This window comes from Streptomyces sp. JH002 (genome assembly GCF_050916115.1).
Classification (GTDB): Bacteria; Actinomycetota; Actinomycetes; order Streptomycetales; family Streptomycetaceae; genus Streptomyces; species Streptomyces xiamenensis.
In genome coordinates this window covers 2701752-2718878 of record NZ_CP087989.1, presented here as the reverse complement: position 1 = coordinate 2718878, position 17127 = coordinate 2701752, and the positions used below count along the sequence as shown (strand labels likewise).

18 protein-coding genes and 1 riboswitch are annotated in these 17127 nt (G+C 71.2%); of the genes, 13 read left to right on the top strand and 5 right to left on the bottom strand.

Going from position 1 to position 17127, the window contains the following annotated elements; all coding sequences use genetic code 11:
- Positions 1 to 26: 26 nt before the first annotated feature.
- Both otsB and H7827_RS12200 read left to right on the top strand, forming a co-directional pair.
- Positions 27 to 890 carry a trehalose-phosphatase gene (gene otsB, locus H7827_RS12205; RefSeq protein WP_386538968.1) on the top strand — a complete coding sequence of 288 codons (864 nt, stop codon included), beginning with the start codon at positions 27 to 29 and terminating at the stop codon, positions 888 to 890.
- A gap of 121 nt (positions 891 to 1011) precedes the next feature.
- Entirely contained in the window at positions 1012 to 2325 is a 1314-nt protein-coding gene (locus tag H7827_RS12200) for a serine hydrolase domain-containing protein (protein WP_432744903.1), read from the top strand.
- 67 nt (positions 2326 to 2392) lie between these two features.
- Here H7827_RS12200 and H7827_RS12195 read toward each other — a convergent pair whose 3' ends face one another.
- A complete protein-coding gene (locus H7827_RS12195) occupies positions 2393 to 3871 on the bottom strand; it encodes an alpha,alpha-trehalose-phosphate synthase (UDP-forming) (RefSeq protein WP_432744901.1) in 1479 nt (492 codons plus the stop codon).
- Between the two features lie 134 nt (positions 3872 to 4005).
- Entirely contained in the window at positions 4006 to 4974 is a 969-nt protein-coding gene (locus H7827_RS12190; RefSeq protein ID WP_386538973.1) for a glucosyl-3-phosphoglycerate synthase, read from the bottom strand.
- A gap of 246 nt (positions 4975 to 5220) precedes the next feature.
- Positions 5221 to 5359, top strand: a riboswitch (SAM riboswitch).
- 16 nt (positions 5360 to 5375) lie between these two features.
- Here H7827_RS12190 and thrC point away from each other — a divergent pair.
- The 4 genes from thrC (at position 5376) to groL (ending at position 9555) form a co-directional block, all read left to right on the top strand.
- A complete protein-coding gene (thrC, locus tag H7827_RS12185; protein ID WP_030729525.1) occupies positions 5376 to 6674 on the top strand; it encodes a threonine synthase in 1299 nt (432 codons plus the stop codon).
- On the top strand, positions 6671 to 6949 hold the full coding sequence (locus tag H7827_RS12180; protein WP_030729523.1) for a MoaD/ThiS family protein: 279 nt from the start codon (positions 6671 to 6673) through the stop codon (positions 6947 to 6949). The genes thrC and H7827_RS12180 overlap by 4 nt, the downstream gene beginning before the upstream one ends.
- Positions 6950 to 7371: 422 nt before the next feature.
- Positions 7372 to 7575: a cold-shock protein gene (locus H7827_RS12175; protein ID WP_004986573.1), complete on the top strand. Its 204-nt coding sequence runs from the start codon at positions 7372 to 7374 to the stop codon at positions 7573 to 7575.
- Between the two features lie 354 nt (positions 7576 to 7929).
- Positions 7930 to 9555, top strand: coding sequence for a chaperonin GroEL (groL, locus tag H7827_RS12170; RefSeq protein WP_386538977.1), 1626 nt, complete (start codon positions 7930 to 7932; stop codon positions 9553 to 9555).
- A gap of 86 nt (positions 9556 to 9641) precedes the next feature.
- On the opposite strand, the gene murQ is transcribed toward groL, so the two are convergent.
- A complete protein-coding gene (murQ, locus tag H7827_RS12165; RefSeq protein WP_432744891.1) occupies positions 9642 to 10580 on the bottom strand; it encodes an N-acetylmuramic acid 6-phosphate etherase in 939 nt (312 codons plus the stop codon).
- 50 nt (positions 10581 to 10630) lie between these two features.
- Positions 10631 to 11581 (bottom strand): MurR/RpiR family transcriptional regulator, encoded by a 951-nt coding sequence (locus H7827_RS12160; protein ID WP_078635300.1) that lies wholly within the window; start codon positions 11579 to 11581, stop codon positions 10631 to 10633.
- Between the two features lie 75 nt (positions 11582 to 11656).
- On the opposite strand from H7827_RS12160, the gene H7827_RS12155 reads away from it, so the two are divergent.
- From H7827_RS12155 to H7827_RS12140, 4 genes are all read left to right on the top strand, one after another.
- Positions 11657 to 12037 carry a hypothetical protein gene (locus tag H7827_RS12155; protein ID WP_200365432.1) on the top strand — a complete coding sequence of 127 codons (381 nt, stop codon included), beginning with the start codon at positions 11657 to 11659 and terminating at the stop codon, positions 12035 to 12037.
- Entirely contained in the window at positions 12034 to 12303 is a 270-nt protein-coding gene (locus H7827_RS12150) for a DUF4031 domain-containing protein (RefSeq protein WP_432744888.1), read from the top strand. Before H7827_RS12155 ends, H7827_RS12150 begins: the two co-directional genes overlap by 4 nt.
- 105 nt (positions 12304 to 12408) lie before the next feature.
- Positions 12409 to 12723, top strand: coding sequence for a hypothetical protein (locus tag H7827_RS12145; protein WP_148236119.1), 315 nt, complete (start codon positions 12409 to 12411; stop codon positions 12721 to 12723).
- On the top strand, positions 12720 to 12974 hold the full coding sequence (locus tag H7827_RS12140) for a type II toxin-antitoxin system RelE family toxin (protein ID WP_386538985.1): 255 nt from the start codon (positions 12720 to 12722) through the stop codon (positions 12972 to 12974). Before H7827_RS12145 ends, H7827_RS12140 begins: the two co-directional genes overlap by 4 nt.
- An 82-nt stretch (positions 12975 to 13056) precedes the next feature.
- On the opposite strand, the gene H7827_RS12135 is transcribed toward H7827_RS12140, so the two are convergent.
- Entirely contained in the window at positions 13057 to 14100 is a 1044-nt protein-coding gene (locus H7827_RS12135; protein WP_432744885.1) for a hypothetical protein, read from the bottom strand.
- A gap of 170 nt (positions 14101 to 14270) precedes the next feature.
- Between H7827_RS12135 and pstB the strand changes: the two genes are divergently transcribed.
- The 3 genes from pstB to pstS all read left to right on the top strand — a co-directional run bounded on the left by pstB (position 14271) and on the right by pstS (position 17052).
- On the top strand, positions 14271 to 15047 hold the full coding sequence (pstB, locus tag H7827_RS12130) for a phosphate ABC transporter ATP-binding protein PstB (RefSeq protein ID WP_107046973.1): 777 nt from the start codon (positions 14271 to 14273) through the stop codon (positions 15045 to 15047).
- A gap of 58 nt (positions 15048 to 15105) precedes the next feature.
- Positions 15106 to 15783: a response regulator transcription factor gene (locus tag H7827_RS12125; RefSeq protein ID WP_030729504.1), complete on the top strand. Its 678-nt coding sequence runs from the start codon at positions 15106 to 15108 to the stop codon at positions 15781 to 15783.
- Between the two features lie 168 nt (positions 15784 to 15951).
- Positions 15952 to 17052 (top strand): phosphate ABC transporter substrate-binding protein PstS, encoded by a 1101-nt coding sequence (gene pstS / locus H7827_RS12120; RefSeq protein WP_386538991.1) that lies wholly within the window; start codon positions 15952 to 15954, stop codon positions 17050 to 17052.
- Positions 17053 to 17127: the final 75 nt, after the last annotated feature.

The window sequence follows — 17127 nt, the reverse complement described above, 5'->3', positions numbered from 1 at the left end:
CGCACCCGCTGGGTAGGGTCACCGGCATGGGCACTCCTCCCGTACCTTCTGGATCCCCTTCCCCTCCCTCTCTCCCGGAGCCGGTGACCGAGGCCGGCCGGGAGGGGCTCGCGGCGCTGATCGCGCGCCCCGAGCGGGCGCTGGTGGCGCTGGACTTCGACGGCACCCTGGCCCCGATCGTGAACGACCCGGAGCGGGCGTACGCGCACCCGGACGCGCTGCCCGCCCTCGCCCGCCTCGCGCCCCGGATCGGGGTGCTGGCGATCATCACCGGCCGCCCGGCCGAGGTGGCGGTACGGCTCGGGGGCTTCGCCGGGCACCCGGAGCTGGCGGGGCTGACCGTGCTGGGCGCCTACGGCGCGGAGCGGTGGGACGCGGCGAGCGGCGCACTGCACAGGCCGCCGCCGCACCCGGGCATCGCGGCCGCCCGTACCGAACTGGCCGCGCTGGTGGAGCGGGCCGGGCCCGGCGTTCTCCTGGAGGACAAGGGCAACGCGCTGGCGGTGCACACCCGCACGGCACCCGACGCGGCCGGGGTGTTCGCCGCGCTGCGCGAACCGCTGACCGAACTGGCGGCCCGGCTCGGCCTGGCGCTGGAGCCGGGGCGGTTCGTACTGGAGGTCCGGCCGCCCGGCATGGACAAGGGCGCGGCGCTGACCGCCCTGGCGCGCGAGAAGGGCGCCTCCGCGGTGCTGTACGGGGGCGACGATCTCGGAGACCTGGCGGCGTTCGACGCGGTGGCGAAGCTGCGCGAGGACGGCGTTCCGGGGGTCCGGGTGTGCAGCGGCAGCACGGAGGTGGCCGAACTGGCGGCGGTCACGGACCTGACGGTGGACGGCCCGGGCGGGGTCGCCGCGCTGCTGTCCGCCCTCGCGCGGTCGATCGGCTGACGCCGGGTCAGCCGCGGGGTGGGGCTGGCCCCACCCCCGGTCGGGGGGCTCTCCGGCTCGTGGTTGTCAGTGACGCTCGGTAGCTTATAGTGCACTGGCCTTCACAGAACGGAGTCGGGAGATGGGTGCGGTGCGCGACGGGGAGAGCGGCGGCGGCAGGAGGAACGGCGGGGCGGCGCGGCGTACGGCGTGGACCAGGGCGGGGCTCGCCGCCACCGGCCTGGGGGCGATCGCCGCGGTGGCCCTGCTGGCTCCGGGCGGCGGCGCGGCGGTGGCCGGCGCCGCCGAGTCCGGCGGTGCGGGACACGGGGACCGGGTCGCGCGCCAGTTGCAGCGGGACACGCAGGCCGTGGTGACGGCCGGGGCCACCGGGGTCACGGCGGAGAGGGTGGACGCGGACGGCCGGCGGAGCACCGCGCGGGCCGGGGTCGATGACCTGGAGCGGCGGGGCGAGGTGCCCGAGGACGCGTACTACCGGATCGGCTCCGACACCAAGACCTTCACCGCGGTGGTGGCGCTCCAACTGGTGGAGGAGGGCCGGCTGGCGCTGGAGGACACCGTGGAGGAGCTTTTGCCCGGCGTGGTCACCGGCAACGGCAACGACGGCGGCCGGATCACCGTCACCAACCTGCTGCGGCACACCAGCGGTCTCCCCAACTACACGGACATCCTCTTCCTGTCCGACCTGGACGCGTTCACGCCCGAGAACTACCGCGAGACCCGGTTCAGCACCTCGGACAACGCGGAGAAGGTGGCGCTGGCGATGACGGAGGCCCCCGGCTGGCTGCCGGACGCCGCGGACCCGCAGGGCGAGACCCGGTGGGCGTACTCCAACACCAACTACATCCTGGCCGGGATGATCATCGAGAAGGTGACCGGACACCCGTGGGAGCACGAGGTGCACGAACGGATCATCGAGCCGCTGGGCCTGGCGCACACCCTCACCCCGGGGACGTCCGCGTATGTCCCGCGGCCCACGGCCACCGGGTACATGCAGTTCCCGGGCCGCCAGGAGCTGACCGACACCTCGCTCATGGCCGACGCCGGCGCGGACGGCGCGATCATCAGCACCACACGGGACATGAACACGTTCCTGCGGGGCCTGCTGGGCGGCGAACTCCTGGAGCCGGCGACGCTGGAGCTGATGAAGGAGACCGTGCCCGCCGAGGACTTCGCGCCGGGCGGCGGGTACGGCCTGGGCATCGCGTGGCGCCCGGTGGAGGGCGCCTCACCGCAGCGCTGCGCGGACGGCGGCCTGTGGTTCCACGGGGGTACGTCGTTCGGCACGGTCTCGGAGACCGGGGTGAGCGCCGACGGCCGGTACTCGGCGGCGGCCGCCGCGTACACCCTGTGGCTGGACGACCAGGACAAGGCCCAGGAACAGTTCCGGGCGGGCATCGGCCTGGTGGACCGGGCGGTGTGCGGGGGCCGTTGACCCGGCCGGGGGCGGCGGGCGCGAACGCCCGCCGCCCGGACCGCCGGTGCACGGTCCGTCCGCTCGCTCAGCTGCCGCGCAGGGCCTCGACCTGGGCGAGGAACCAGTCGCGGGGGGTCAGCGCGGTCGCGGCCTCGGCGAGCCGCCCGGCCCGCGCCCGGCGTTCGTCCGCGGGCATCGTCAGGGCCCGGTGCAGCGCCTCGGCCGTGCCGGCGATGTCGTAGGGGTTGACGAGCAGGGCGTCGTCCCCGAGTTCGGCGGCGGCGCCGGCCTCGCGGGACAGGACCAGGGCGCAGCCCTGTTCGGAGATCAGCGGGATCTCCTTGGCGACCAGGTTCATGCCGTCGCGGATCGGGTTGACCAGCGCCACGTCCGCCATCCGGTAGGCGGCCAGCGAGCGGGCGAAGTCGTCCTTCACGTGCAGCACCACGGGCGTCCAGTCGTCCCGGGCGAACTCGGCGTTGATGCCCTCGGCGACCCGGGACACCTCGGCGGTGTACGCGCGGTAGATCTCCAGGTCCTGCCGGGAGGGGTACGCGAAGGCGACGTGCACCACCCGCCCCTGCCACTGCGGATGTTCGGTGAGCAGCCGGCGGTAGGCCAGCAGCCCGCGGACGATGTTCTTGGAGAGTTCGGTGCGGTCGACGCGCACGATGGTCCTGCGGTCGCCGACCTGGGCGCGCAGCGCGGCCAGCCGTTCGTCCGCGTCGGGGCGGTGGGCGCGCTCGCGCAGGAAGTCGCCGTCCGCGCCCAGGCCGTGGACACCGAGCCGGGTGGTGCGGCCGTCGAGGGTGACGGTGAACGCGTCCGTCCCGGCCGTGCCCTCGGGCACCTCCCGTACCCGGGCGCCGAGCAGGTCGGCGCAGCAGTCGGCGAAGGCCCGCGCCCAGCGCCGGGTCAGGAACGCGGCGCGGTCCGCGCCGAGGATGCCCCGCAGCACCTGGCGGGCGACGGCGTCGGGCAGCACCCGGTAGAGGTCCGGGGGAGCCCAGGGGGTGTGCGAGAAGTGTCCGATCCGCAGATCGGGGCGGCGCTCGCGCAGCAGGGCGGGGACGAGGGCCAGGTGGTAGTCCTGGACCAGCACCTCCGCACCCCGGGCGGCCTCGGCGGCCAGCGCGTCCGCGAAGGCGGCGTTGTAGCTCTCGTAGCCGGCCCACTGGCTCTCGAAGGCGCTGTCGTACACCGGCTCCAGCGGCGTCTGGTACAGCAGGTGATGGACGAACCACAGCACGGAGTTGGCGATGCCGTTGTACGCGGCGTCGAAGATGTCCGGGGGGATGTCCAGCATCCGTACGGACTGGCCTCCGGTGTCGGCCGTCTCCAGGGTGCCGGTGCCCGCGCGGGCGGCGGCCTCGCGGTCGCCGGGGCCCAGCGCCGCGCACACCCAGGTGCCGGCCGCCGAGCCCAGGGCGGAAAGGCCGGAGACCATCCCGCCGCCGCCGCGCCGGGCGGTGAGCGTGCCGTCGTCCGCGAGCGTGTAGCTGACGGGGCCGCGATTGGACGCGACCAGGACCGGAGGAGCCTCGGAGACCTCTGCAACGCCCATGTCCCGACCCTAGCCACCCGTGGCCGGGTACAAACGTGCGTCCGGTCACCCTGGCGTGTCCCGTCCCCGCCTCCCGGGTGCCGCACCCCGGTGAGGGGGTGCGGCACGGGCCGGGGCCGGCCGGAAAGCTCGGGCTACGCCGCCTGGCGGGCGGCGTACTCGGGGATGGTGGACATCGGGGGGCGTTCCTCGGTGTGGATGGTGTGGGTCAGCGGTGAGAAGCCGCCCTCCGCCAGCCGTTCGAACTGCATCATGCCCTGCTGCACGGGAACGGGTCCGTTGCCCGGCAGCCGGCTCTGCGCGGTGCGCATGATCGCGGCCGCCATCCGGCCCAGGGCCTGGCCGTCCTGGTGACGGTGCTTGCGCACCCCGACATCCACCTGGCCGACCGCGTCCAGTCCGGCCAGGTGCAGGGTGTCGACGAGCAGGCCGAGTTCGACGCCGTACCCGACGGGGAAGGGCAGTTGCTCCAGCAGGGAGCGCCGCGCCGCGTACTCGCCGCCCAGCGGCTGGACGACACCGGCCAGTTGCGGCCAGTGCAGGTTGAGCAGCGGGCGGGCCACCAGCTCGGTGACCCGGCCGCCCTGGTGGGCGCCGGAGGGGGCGTCGCCCAGCGGGCGGTCGTACATGGCCTTGACCAGGTGCACATCGGGCTCGGTGAGCAGTGGCCCGAGGATGCCGGAGACGAAGCAGGAGTCGAACTCCCGCAGGTCGGCGTCGACATAACAGATGATCTCGCCGCTGGTGGCCATGAGGGAGCGCCACAGCACCTCCCCCTTGCCGGGGACGGTGGGCATTCTGGGCAGGATCTCGTCGCGGTGGACGACCTTGGCGCCCGCCGCGGCGGCGACCTCTCCGGTGCGGTCGGTGGATCCGGAGTCCACCACCATCAGCTCGTCGATCAGGGGCACGGTTTCCATCAGGTCGCGGCGCAGCGCTTCCACGATGGTGCCGACGGTCGCTTCCTCGTTCAGCGCGGGAAGCACGACACTGACGCTGCCCGCCGGGCCGGCCGCGGCTTTCGCGTCCAGCAACCGTCGCAGCGAGCGGTCAGCGGCAGTCCAGGACCGGCGGCTCAGCCACTCCTCAGCCTCTTCCAGCACGAATGTCGCTCCTGTTCGCTTCGACCATATAAGTCGGGTAGGTCAGGTAAGTCTTGTCTGTGGGATCTGTCAGCAATGGGCGGTTATGGCCCTCATCGGTGGTGCCCAGTTCGGGCGGGAATATGTCTGTCTCCTGTTCGTCTCGCGGATCGGACGGCACGAGCCATTGTCCGGGGCGTCCGTTACAGTCTCGGGCAGTGCAGGTGTCCTCCGCATATCGGAGACGCTGCGCGGTCAACTGAATACAGCTCATCCAGAGGGGCAGAGGGAACGGCCCGTTGAAGCCCCGGCAACCCTTCCGCCGGTCTCGTGACGATGCGAGGCTCCCGGTGGGGAAGGTGCCAATTCCGTCCTGTGGCGAAATCCGTCACGGGGAAGATGAGGAGAAGGGCCTCGTACCCATGCCTGTGCTCACCTCGCACACCTCCACCACGCCCCCCGGCGGCTCCGCCGTCGATCTCGGGCCCGCCGTCGCGCTCTCCTGTCGGGAGTGCGGGGAGCGTTTCCCTCTCAGCCCGATCTTCGCCTGCGAGGCATGTTTCGGTCCTCTCGAAATCGCGTACGATCTGCCCACCGGTGACCCCGAAGCGCTACGGGCCGCCATCGAGGCCGGACCGCACAGCATCTGGCGCTACGCCCCGCTGCTGCCGGTGCCGGCCGATGTCGCCTCCAAGCCCAATCTGAACCCCGGCGACACCCCCCTGGTCAAGGCCGACCGGCTGGCCGCCGCGCTGGGTCACGGCGGCGAGCTGTACGTGAAGGACGACTCGGGCAATCCCACCCACTCCTTCAAGGACCGGGTGGTCGCCAACGCCGTGGAGGCGGCCCGCGCCTTCGGCTTCACCACGCTGTCCTGCTCCTCCACCGGCAACCTGGCGGGCGCGGTCGGCGCCGCGGCGGCCAGGGCCGGATTCCGCTCCTGCGTGTTCATCCCGCACGACCTCGAGCAGGGCAAGATCGTGATGGCCGCCGTCTACGGCGGCGAGCTGGTGGGCATCGAGGGCACCTACGACGACGTGAACCGTTTCTGCAGCGAGCTGATCGGCGACCCCGCCGGTGAGGGCTGGGGATTCGTCAACGTCAATCTGCGCCCCTACTACGGCGAGGGCTCCAAGACCCTGGCCTTCGAGATCGCCGAACAGCTGGGCTGGCGCATCCCCGACCAGCTGGTGATCCCGATCGCCTCCGGATCCCAGCTCACCAAGATCGACAAGGGGCTCAAGGAGCTGATCGCGACCGGTCTGGTCGAGGACCGGCCCTACAAGATCTTCGGTGCCCAGGCCGAGGGCTGCTCGCCGGTCTCCCAGGCGTTCAAGGCTGGGCACGACGTGGTGCGGCCGGTGAAGCCGGACACCATCGCCAAGTCCCTGGCGATCGGCAATCCGGCCGACGGCCCCTACGTCCTGGACATCGCCCGCCGCACCGGTGGCGCGGTCGAGGACGTGAACGACGCGCAGATCGTGGACGCCATCAAGCTGCTCGCCCGCACCGAGGGCATTTTCGCCGAAACGGCGGGCGGGGTGACGGTGGGCGTCACCCGCAAGCTGATCGAGACCGGGCAGCTGGACCCGGAACTGACGACGGTCGTACTGAATACCGGCGACGGCCTGAAGACCCTGGACGCGGTGGCGGCGACCACCGGTCCCACCGCCATCATCCGTCCGAATCTGGACGCTTTCCGAGAGGCCGGCCTCGCATGAGTGTGACTGTCCGAATCCCGACCATCCTGCGCACCTACACCGGCGGACGTTCCGAGGTGACCGCCGACGGCGGAACGCTGCGCGACGTCCTCGCCGACCTGGAGAAGAACCACCAGGGAATCGCCGCCCGGGTGCTCGACGACCAGGGCAAGCTGCGCCGTTTCGTGAATGTCTACGTCAATGACGACGACGTGCGCTTCGCCGAGGGCCTGGACACCCCGACCCCGGACGGAGCGGGCGTCTCCATCATCCCGGCGGTGGCCGGGGGCTGCTGACGACCGGTCGGCCCGGCCTGGCCCCGCACGGTCAGGTCTACACTTGATCACATCTTCAACAGCCGCCCCGAAGCTGTCCGCTTCGGGGCGGTTGGGCGTTTCCGGGGCGATAGAGTGAGTCCCGCGCGGGGCCGGCCCGTCCGATGCCGACCGCATATGAATTCACGACACTTCTCGGCGGAAACGCGCGGCAATTCACTGCACCAATTGCCGGATCTGCGCAATAAGGCGCGCGAGAAACATTCATCTTTCCTCTGTTTTGCGCAATTTGCCCGTTTGGGCGCTCCAATAATTCTCCGCTCAATGGCCTGTTGCACAGGGCGTCCGTCCAGATACATTCAGCGGCGGTCGACGCGTTCCGGTCTGACCCGGGCCCGCGAAGTGCGGTTCCGTGAAAGGGCCAGCAACATGGGGAGTTTGGAATGGCTCAGGGCACCGTCAAGTGGTTCAACGCGGAGAAGGGATACGGCTTCATCGCGGTAGACGGTGGTGCGGACGTGTTCGTCCACTACAGCGCGATTCAGATGGACGGATACCGCACCCTGGAAGAGGGGCAGCGGGTCGAGTTCGAGATCTCGCAGGGACAGAAGGGTCCTCAGGCCGACATGGTCCGGGTGACCGCCTGAACCGCCGACCGTACTACCACCGCAGCCGGCGAACCGGGGCCCGCATCCAGCGCACACCAGCGCGGGGATGCGGGCCCCGGCGCGTGCGCCCCCCATCTCACCTGCGACAACGTGAGGGGGGCTGGTGTCTGCCCGTCACCCCTCGACGACGCCCTGCGGGCGAACCGCTTGCACTCTCGGGGTGAGAGTGCTAATCATGGCGTTAGCACTCTGAGGGTGAGAGTGACAGCAGAGACCGGTTCGGTGAGGTCGTGAGCCAGGCGGGGCAAGGAACCGCAGGGCGTACGGCCGTCCGTCGCGGGCGCCGGCGCGGTCCTGGAGCATCCACCCCTGTATATGGGAGGACCCCTTCACATGGCCAAGATCATCGCGTTCAACGAGGAGGCGCGGCGCGGCCTTGAGCGCGGGATGAACCAGCTCGCCGACGCCGTCAAGGTCACGCTCGGTCCCAAGGGCCGCAACGTCGTTCTGGAGAAGAAGTGGGGCGCCCCCACCATCACCAACGACGGTGTCTCGATCGCCAAGGAGATCGAGCTGGAGGACTCCTACGAGAAGATCGGCGCCGAGCTGGTCAAGGAGGTCGCCAAGAAGACCGACGACGTCGCGGGTGACGGTACGACCACCGCCACCGTGCTGGCTCAGGCCCTGGTCCGCGAAGGGCTGCGCAACGTCGCCGCCGGCGCCAACCCGATGGCCCTGAAGCGGGGCATCGAGGCCGCCGTCGAGAAGGTCTCCGAGGCGCTGCTCGGCCAGGCCAAGGAGGTCGAGACCAAGGAGCAGATCGCCTCCACCGCCTCCATCTCCGCCGGCGACACCCAGATCGGTGAGCTGATCGCCGAGGCCATGGACAAGGTCGGCAAGGAAGGCGTCATCACCGTCGAGGAGTCGCAGACCTTCGGGCTCGAGCTTGAGCTCACCGAGGGCATGCGCTTCGACAAGGGCTACATCTCCGCCTACTTCGCCACCGACATGGAGCGGATGGAGGCCGAGCTCGAGGACCCCTACATCCTCATCGTCAACTCGAAGATCGGCAACGTGAAGGACCTCCTTCCGCTGCTGGAGAAGGTCATGCAGGCCGGCAAGCCGCTGCTGATCATCGCCGAGGACGTCGAGGGCGAGGCCCTGTCCACGCTGGTCGTCAACAAGATCCGTGGCACCTTCAAGTCCGTCGCCGTCAAGGCGCCCGGCTTCGGTGACCGCCGCAAGGCCATGCTGACCGACATCGCCATCCTCACCGGTGGCCAGGTCATCTCCGAGGAGGTCGGCCTCAAGCTGGAGACCGCGGGCCTCGACCTGCTGGGCCGTGCGCGCAAGGTCGTCATCACCAAGGACGAGACCACCATCGTCGACGGTGCCGGTGACAGCGACCAGGTCCAGGGCCGCGTCAACCAGATCCGTGCCGAGATCGAGAACTCCGACTCGGACTACGACCGCGAGAAGCTCCAGGAGCGCCTCGCGAAGCTGGCCGGCGGCGTGGCCGTCATCAAGGCCGGTGCCGCCACCGAGGTGGAGCTGAAGGAGCGCAAGCACCGCATCGAGGACGCGGTGCGCAACGCGAAGGCCGCCGTCGAGGAGGGCATCGTCGCCGGCGGTGGCGTGGCCCTGCTCCAGGCCGCCTCCGCGCTGGACAAGCTGGACCTGGAGGGTGACGAGGCGACCGGTGCCGCCGCCGTCAAGCTCGCCCTGGAGGCCCCGCTGAAGCAGATCGCGGTCAACGCCGGCCTTGAGGGCGGCGTCGTGGTCGAGAAGGTCCGCAACCTGCCGCAGGGTCACGGCCTGAACGCCGCGACCGGCGAGTACGTCGACCTGCTGGCCGCCGGGATCCCCGACCCCACCAAGGTCACCCGTTCCGCGCTGCAGAACGCCGCCTCCATCGCGGCGCTGTTCCTCACCACCGAGGCCGTCATCGCGGACAAGCCGGAGAAGTCGGCGGCTCCGGCCGGCGACCCGACCGGTGGCATGGGCGGCATGGACTTCTGAGTCCTGCCCGGGCCGACCGGCCCAGCCTGCCGTAGCGACGAGGGCGGCACCGGGGACCACCAGGTCCCGGGTGCCGCCCTCGGGCGTCAGCTCCCGGCCGACGCCGCCGTCAGGGCCGCCCGCAGGTGGCCGTGGGACTCCGTCAGCAGCCGCCCGGCCGTGGGCGCGTCCACCTTGCCGAGGATGGTGAGGATGGCGTTCTTCACCTCGCCGTCGGTCGCCCGCAGCGCCGACTCGATCACCGGGTCCGGGGCCCCGGTGGCCAGGTGCACGATGCGGCGCGAGCGGGCCCGCAGCTTCTCGTTGGAGGCGCGGACGTCCACCATCAGATTGCCGTAGGTCTTGCCGAGCCGGATCATGCTGATGGTCGAGATCATGTTCAGCACCAGCTTCTGTGCCGTGCCCGCCTTCAGCCGGGTCGATCCCGAGATCAGCTCGGGGCCCACCACGACCTCGATGCCGTGTTCGGCGGCCGCCGCCAGCGGCGACCGGGCGTTGCACGACAGGCCGATGGTCAGCGCCCCCTGGGCCCGCGCGTACTCCACGGCGCCCACCGCGTACGGGGTGCGGCCGGACGCCGAGATGCCGACCACCACGTCGTCGGCCGTGACACCGCGCCGCCGCAGGTCCTCGGCGGCCAGCGCCTTGCTGTCCTCGGCGCCCTCCACCGCCGTCACCATCGCGCTCGGGCCGCCGGCGATCATCCCGACCACCTGCGAGGGATCGGTGTTGAACGTCGGCGGACACTCACTGGCGTCCAGTACCCCGAGCCGGCCGGCGGTTCCGGCGCCCAGGTACATCAGCCGCCCGCCGCGCGCCAGCCGTTCGGCCGCGGCGTCGATGGCGGCGGAGATCTTCGGCAGTTCGGCGGCGACGGCGCCGGGCACCCCGGCGTCCTCGCGGTTCATGGTGCGGGCGATGTCGAGCGTGGAGCGCCGGTCGATCTCGGCGAGATCCGTGCGGTGGGCCTCGGTGGTCAGGCCGTCGAGTTCGGTGCGCAGCTCACCAAAAGGACTGAGGGACATGGAGGTGCGGCTCTCTTGGTACGGGGGACGGCGGTGTCCCGGGTGCGGGGTCAGCGGTCGCGGGCCGGCGAGTGGCGGTGCGCCAGCGCCTCGTAGCTCGCGTGCAGCGCGGGCGCGGCGGTCTCGTACGTACGCTGCGCCACGCCGACGAACAGGCAGTCGACCACCAGCAGCTGGCTGGTGCGGCTGGACATCGCCGCCGGGCGCAGTTCGCTCTCCCGCCCGGTGGAGGTGGTCAGCACATGGTCCGCGTACTGGGTGACCTCACCGTCCGGGCGGCCGGTGATGGCGACGGTGGTGGCGCCGTGGTCGAAGGCCGCCTGGAGCGGTTCGATGACGTCCACGGTGCGCCCCGAGTGGGTGATGGCGACCGCGACATCGCCGGCGCGCAGCTGGACGGCCCCCGTGACCGCCAGATGCGGGTCGGCGTGGGCGTGGGCGACCAGGCCGATGCGCAGGAGTTTCTGTGCCAGGTCCTGGGCGACGAGGGAGGAGGCGCCGATGCCGTACACATCCACGCGGCGGGCGGCGGCCAGCGCGGTGACGACGGCTTCGAGCTGGGCGAGGTCCAGGGCGCCGGCCGTGTCGGTGAGGGTCTGCCGCTCGTCCTGGGTGAGCTTGGCGACCACGTCGCTGAGCGGGTCGTCCACCGAGATGTCGGCGGTGACGGCGGGCGCGGCGCCGGACGCCTGCTGGGCGGCCAGGCCGGCCAGGGCCAGGCGCAGGTCGCGGTAGCCGGGGTAGCCGAGCATCCGGGCGGTACGGACCACGGTGGCCTCGGAGGTACCCGTGCGTTCGGCGAGGCCGGTGACGGTGAGGGCGGCGCAGCCGGCCGGGTCGGAGGCGACGGTTTCGGCGACACGCTGCATGGAGCGCGTCATGGAGGGGGTCATGGTGCGGACCTTGGCGGCCAGCGCGGCCGGCTCCGGGGGAGCGGGGCGTGGTGGGGCGACGGCGACGGGACGCGGCCGACCGGGACGGCGGACGAAATTTTCCTTCATCGCATTCCTCACAGGGTGAAACATATTTTCGTAGGAGTTGTCGCGTCAAGCCTTCGGGGTGCTCCAATAGTGCGTATGAACCACGAGACGCCGGAAGGGGCCATTCACCGGGGCCGCGCGCTGGTCCTGGCCGACCTGGCGGCCTGCGACGCCGCCGGGCCCGCCGAGGTGTCCGCCCTGGAGAAGGCGATGGAGCACCGCCGGTGGTGGTGCGAACAGTGGCCCGAGGGCGCCATGTACCTCCCCGGGCTGCTCGCCCAGGACGTCCAGGACGCCCTGCTGGACGCGCACGGGGCGGCGGGACGCTGGCCGGTGTGCCCGTTCTGCGAGGACCACCACGCCCTCGACCTGGAGCCGGAACTGTCCGAGGACCCGCACTGGGTGTGCGGCGCCACCGGCCGTACGGTCGCCCCGCTCGGTGGCCTGGACACGGCGGGGGAAGCGGACTCCGCGTGACGCTCTACATCGATCCGCCCAACTGGCCCGGCCACGGCCGGATGTGGTCGCACCTGATCAGCGACGTCTCGTACGACGAACTCCACGCCTTCGCCGCGCGCCTGGGCGCGCCGCCCAGGGCGTTCGACGGCGACCACTACGACATCCCGTCCGACAGCTACGCCGAGGCCGTGCGCCTCGGCGCGGTGGAGGTCGGCAGCAAAACCCTGGTCCACCACCTGCGCACCGCCGGCCTGCGGCGCCGGAAGCGCCGCCCGTCCGCCTGACTCCGTGGCCCGGCGAGCCTGCGCCGAGCGGGCGGGCGTGTGGAAGGTGAAAGCGGCGGATCGGTTGATCCGGGTGAACACCCCCGGATGGGTAGGCTTCCTGGCATGAGTGTGCGGCGAGGTGAAGGCGTGCCCCCGATCGCGGGAGTGACACAGCTGGGGCCCTGGGCGGCGATCGATGTCGAGGACGCGCGCGATCAGTTGCCCGAACTGCTGCAGCGAGTGGCCGACGGTGCTTTCGGGGATGACGGTGTGGCCCTCACCCGGGACGGCCGGATTCTCGCGGTCCTGGTCGACCCCGAGAAGATCGAGGACATCCGGGAGGAGCGGTCCCTTCTCCAGAGTGAGCTGGACCGGGTGCGCGGAGTGGACAACGCGGTGTCGATGAAGCAGCTGATCGCGGAGCTGGGGGCGGCGTGAGCCGGATCGATTTTGAGCCCGCCGCGCGCCGCTATCTCTCCGACCGGTTCAAAACGGACCCCGCAGGGGTGCAGCAGCTCCTCGACAGTGTCAACCTGCTGCCCGGAAATCCCCGCCCGGACGGGGCGTTCGCCATGGGATCCGACCGGTTCCGCATCCGGATCGGCTTCTACCGGGTGATCTACGTGGTCAAGCAGCACAAGCCCGTCGTCCTCTTGGTCGAGCACGTGGGTCACGCGAACCGGCCGTAGCGGTACCGGCCCACTCCGCCGATTGGTGGCGGAGACCTGTGTGCTCCGCTCGCGCCCGGCACCCGTCCCCGGGCCCCACCCCCTACGGGCGGGGCCGGCGGGCGCGCCACACCAGGATGGCCGCCGAGGCCACCGCCGACAGGCGCAGGAGCAGCGGCCAGGTCTCCGAGAGCTGATCGCCGGCCGTGGTGTCGACCAAAGGCTCGCCCCAGTACGCGTTGACACGGCCGAACAGCCAGACCAGGTACCCGCCGAAGACCAGTCCCGGGCCGCCGAACGTCGCCCACTGGGCCTCACGCCGGGAGAGCCTGGGCGACCAGTACGCCAGCAGCCAGCCGATCGCGAGCGGGGCGATCTCGGTCAGGACCGCGCCGGCCACCAGCAGCAGGGCGCCGATCAGCTCGATCGGGCCGCCCATGTGGCGGTTGGTGCCACGGATCGCCGCGTTCGCCCGGCGCCAGCCCGTGGGCGGGGGCGGGGCTGCGGGCTCGGCGGCCGGGGCCGCCTCCGCCGCGGGCGGCGCGGCCTCCACCGCCGGAGCGAGGGGGGCCGGAGCGGCGGGCTTCAGATCCTTGCGCTCCTCCACCGGGGGCCGCAGCATCTCGGGCACCTCGATGCCGCCGACGAACCCGCCGATCTGGCCGTCCGGCCAGTACAGCTCCGGGGGTTTGGGCTGCTCCGTCAGGTCGGGCAGGTCCTCCTCCGGCACCGCGGCCGCCGCCTCGGGGGCCTGGGGCGCCGGTTCCGGATCGGCGGCCGGGGCGGCGGGCCTGGGCTTGCGGAAGGAGAAGAGCGGGGCCCGCTGCGTCCGGGCCGGCTCCGTGGGCGCGGCCGGTGCCGAGGGCGCCGGAGCCGGTGCCGCGGCCTGCGCCGGTACGGGGGCGGTCACCGTCCCGCCGCCCGACGCGTTCGCCACGACGTCCTCGGGGCGACCCATGCCGCGCAGGATCTTCTTGATGTCCGAGCGGCTCTCCTCGCCGTCCACCCGGGACCGCTGTTGTCCGATCTCGTTCCGCAACCGCCCCACCAGCGCGGCGCGTTCGGCCGCCGACATGCTGGTGGTGTGGGCCAGGTCGCCCACCTTGCTCAGATAGTCGAGTACCAGCTGTTCGCCTTCGATCCCCACGCGCCCGATGGTAGCGGCAGCACCTATGCCTTCGCCGCTGTTCATCAAGGGTTCACCGGACACCCCGCAATCGGCTACCCACGCCTCGTTACATGTGAACCATGGCGACAGGTCTTGCGACACCCCTATCCCCCCACGGCGGGCGCCGCCCCACCGAGGGCGCCCCCGTTGTGTTCGAGTTGGGCGGGGTGAACGTCTCCTACGGTGCGCACCGCGCCGTCCGCGATGTCTCCATGGACATCCACGAACGGGAGATCACCGCGCTCATCGGCCCCTCGGGCTGCGGCAAGTCCACCGTGCTGCGCTGCCTGAACCGGATGAACGACCTGGTGCCGGGCGCCGCCGTCTCCGGCAAGGTCGCCTACCGCGGCAGCGATCTCTACGCCGACGACGTCGACTCCATCGAGGTCAGGCGGCGGATCGGGATGGTGTTCCAGAAGCCGAACCCCTTCCCCAAGTCGATCTACGACAACGTCGCCTACGGCCTGCGCTTCGGCCCCGCCCGGGTGACGCGCAAGGAGATGGACGACCGGGTCGAGGCCGCGCTCACCAGCGCCGCCCTGTGGGACGAGGTCAAGGACAAGCTGTCCAGCAGCGGGCACGCGCTCTCCGGGGGCCAGCAGCAGCGACTGTGCATAGCCCGGGCGGTCGCGGTCCAGCCCGATGTGGTGCTGATGGACGAGCCCTGCTCGGCGCTCGATCCCATCGCCACGGCGAAGATCGAGGACCTGATGCAGAAACTCGCGGACGAATTCACGCTGGTGATCGTCACGCACAACATGCAGCAGGCAGCCCGGGTCTCCGACCGCACCGCTTTCTTCACTGCCGACACCGACAGCGAGGGGGTACGCCATGGGCGCCTGGTTGAGTACGACGCGACCGAGAAAATCTTCAACCGGCCCGCTGACCAGCGTACCGAGGATTACATCTCCGGCCGGTTCGGATAATCTCCCGCCGGACGAGGATGATTCCGCCCCGGGGATTTCGCTCGGTGTCAATCCGCTGGTGCTGCTGGCGGATTCCGACGAGCGGATCAGGCAGGGTCTCACCGCCCAGCTGGCGAAGTATCAGGTCTCCGTCGTGCACTGCGCCGACGGCGCGGCGGCACTGCTGGAGGCCGGCCTGCGCCGCCCCGACGTGCTGCTCGTCTCCGCCGGGCTGCCGCTGATCGACGGCGCCACCGTCACCAGGATGGTGCGCCGCCGGCTGTCCATCCCGGTCGTGCTCGGGGTCAGCCCCGAGGACACCGACCAGGTCGGACCCGCCCTGGCTGCGGGGGCCAGCGCCTGCGTGGCGCGCCCCTACCGGCCGCGCGAGGTGGCCCAGTTGCTGAGCCTGTCCGACCGCGGTCACCGCGGCGGCTGGGACCAGCCGCTGGTGTGCGGGCCGCTCACGCTGGACCCGGGGACGTACGAGGTGCGCGTGCACGGGGTGGTCACCGCGCGGCTGCCGCTGCGCGAGTTCCAGCTGCTGCATCTGCTGATGCTGCACGCCGAGAAGGTCATCACCCGGGACCGTATCCGCGCCGAACTGTGGGGCGACGGAGCCAGCAGGTCGAATACGATCACCGTTCACATTCGGCGGCTGCGGGAGCGGCTCGGCGACGATCCGCACCACCCGGAGATAATCCAGACGGTGCGCGGTGTCGGCTACCGCCTGGTGCCGCCGGGGCAGTTCGCGTAACGGGCGGGCACCGCTCGCCCAGGTGACGCCTTTCTTAACGATTTCGGCTCTGTTTGTGAAACTGCCGGTTCCGCCGAACCTATCTTTCTGTTCACCTTCCGGACCGCACGCCTTCGCCGCACGCTCCTACGTTCTCCTCGAGACATTCAAAGTCAAAGGAGCAATGGCATGCGCAACTGGCGCGCCAAGACCGCCGCGATCGTCGCGGTGTCCGCCCTGGCCCTGACCGCGTGCGGCGGCGGCGACGACAACAACGGTGACAAGGGTGGCGACGGCAAGGGGACCGAGGGCGGCTCGTCGCTGTCCGGCACGGTGACCGGCGCCGGCGCGTCGTTCCCCGCCACCGTCTTCCAGGACTGGATAGCCGCCTACCAGGGCGACAAGTCCGGTGTCACCGTCAACTACCAGAGCGTCGGCTCGGGTACCGGTGTCGAGCAGTTCATCGGGCAGTCCATCGACTTCGGCTCCTCCGAGGAGTACCTGAGCGACGAGGCGCTCGCCGACGCCGAGGCCGCCCGCGGCTGCCCGGCCGTGCAGTTCCCCGTGGTCTTCGGCTCGGTGGCCATCGCCTTCAACGACCCGGCCCTCGACGGTCTGGTGCTCAGCCCCGAGGTGATCGCCTCGATCTACGACCGCGAGATCACCAACTTCAACGACCCGGCGATCGCCGACCTGAACCCGGACTTCGACCTCCCGGACCAGGACATCCTGCCGGTCCACCGCTCCGACTCCTCCGGCACCACCTTCGTCTTCTCCCACTACCTCAACACCGAGGTCCCCGCCTGGGCGGACACCTACGGCGAGGGCAAGGAGATCGAGTGGTCCGGTGACACCATCGGCGGCGAGGGCAACGAGGGTGTCTCGCAGCAGATCTCGCAGAACCCCGGCGGCATCGGCTACGTGAACCAGTCCTACGCGCTGGAGCTGGGCCTGCCCACCGCCAAGGTGGTCAACGCCGACGGTGAGGCCATCGCGCCGACCCTGGAGGCCACCACGGCCGCCTCCGAGGAGGCCGAGATCCCGGACACCTTCCAGTTCACCATCAACGGTGTGGGCGGCGAGGGTTACCCGATCGCGGGTACCAACTTCATCCTGGCCTACACCTGCGGCTACGACGACGCCACGGCCGACATCATCAAGGACTTCTGGTCCTGGACGCTGACCGAGGACGCGGACGCGCTCGCCCTGGAGCTGGGCTACGCCCCGCTGGGTGCCGACCTCAAGGAGCGGGTGCAGGCGCAGATCGACCTGATCAACAGCCAGGGCTGAGCCCGCTGACCTCGGGTCGTCCGTCCCCCCAGTCCCCCCGCCGCCCGGGGCGGTAGCCATCCGCCCCGGGCCTTC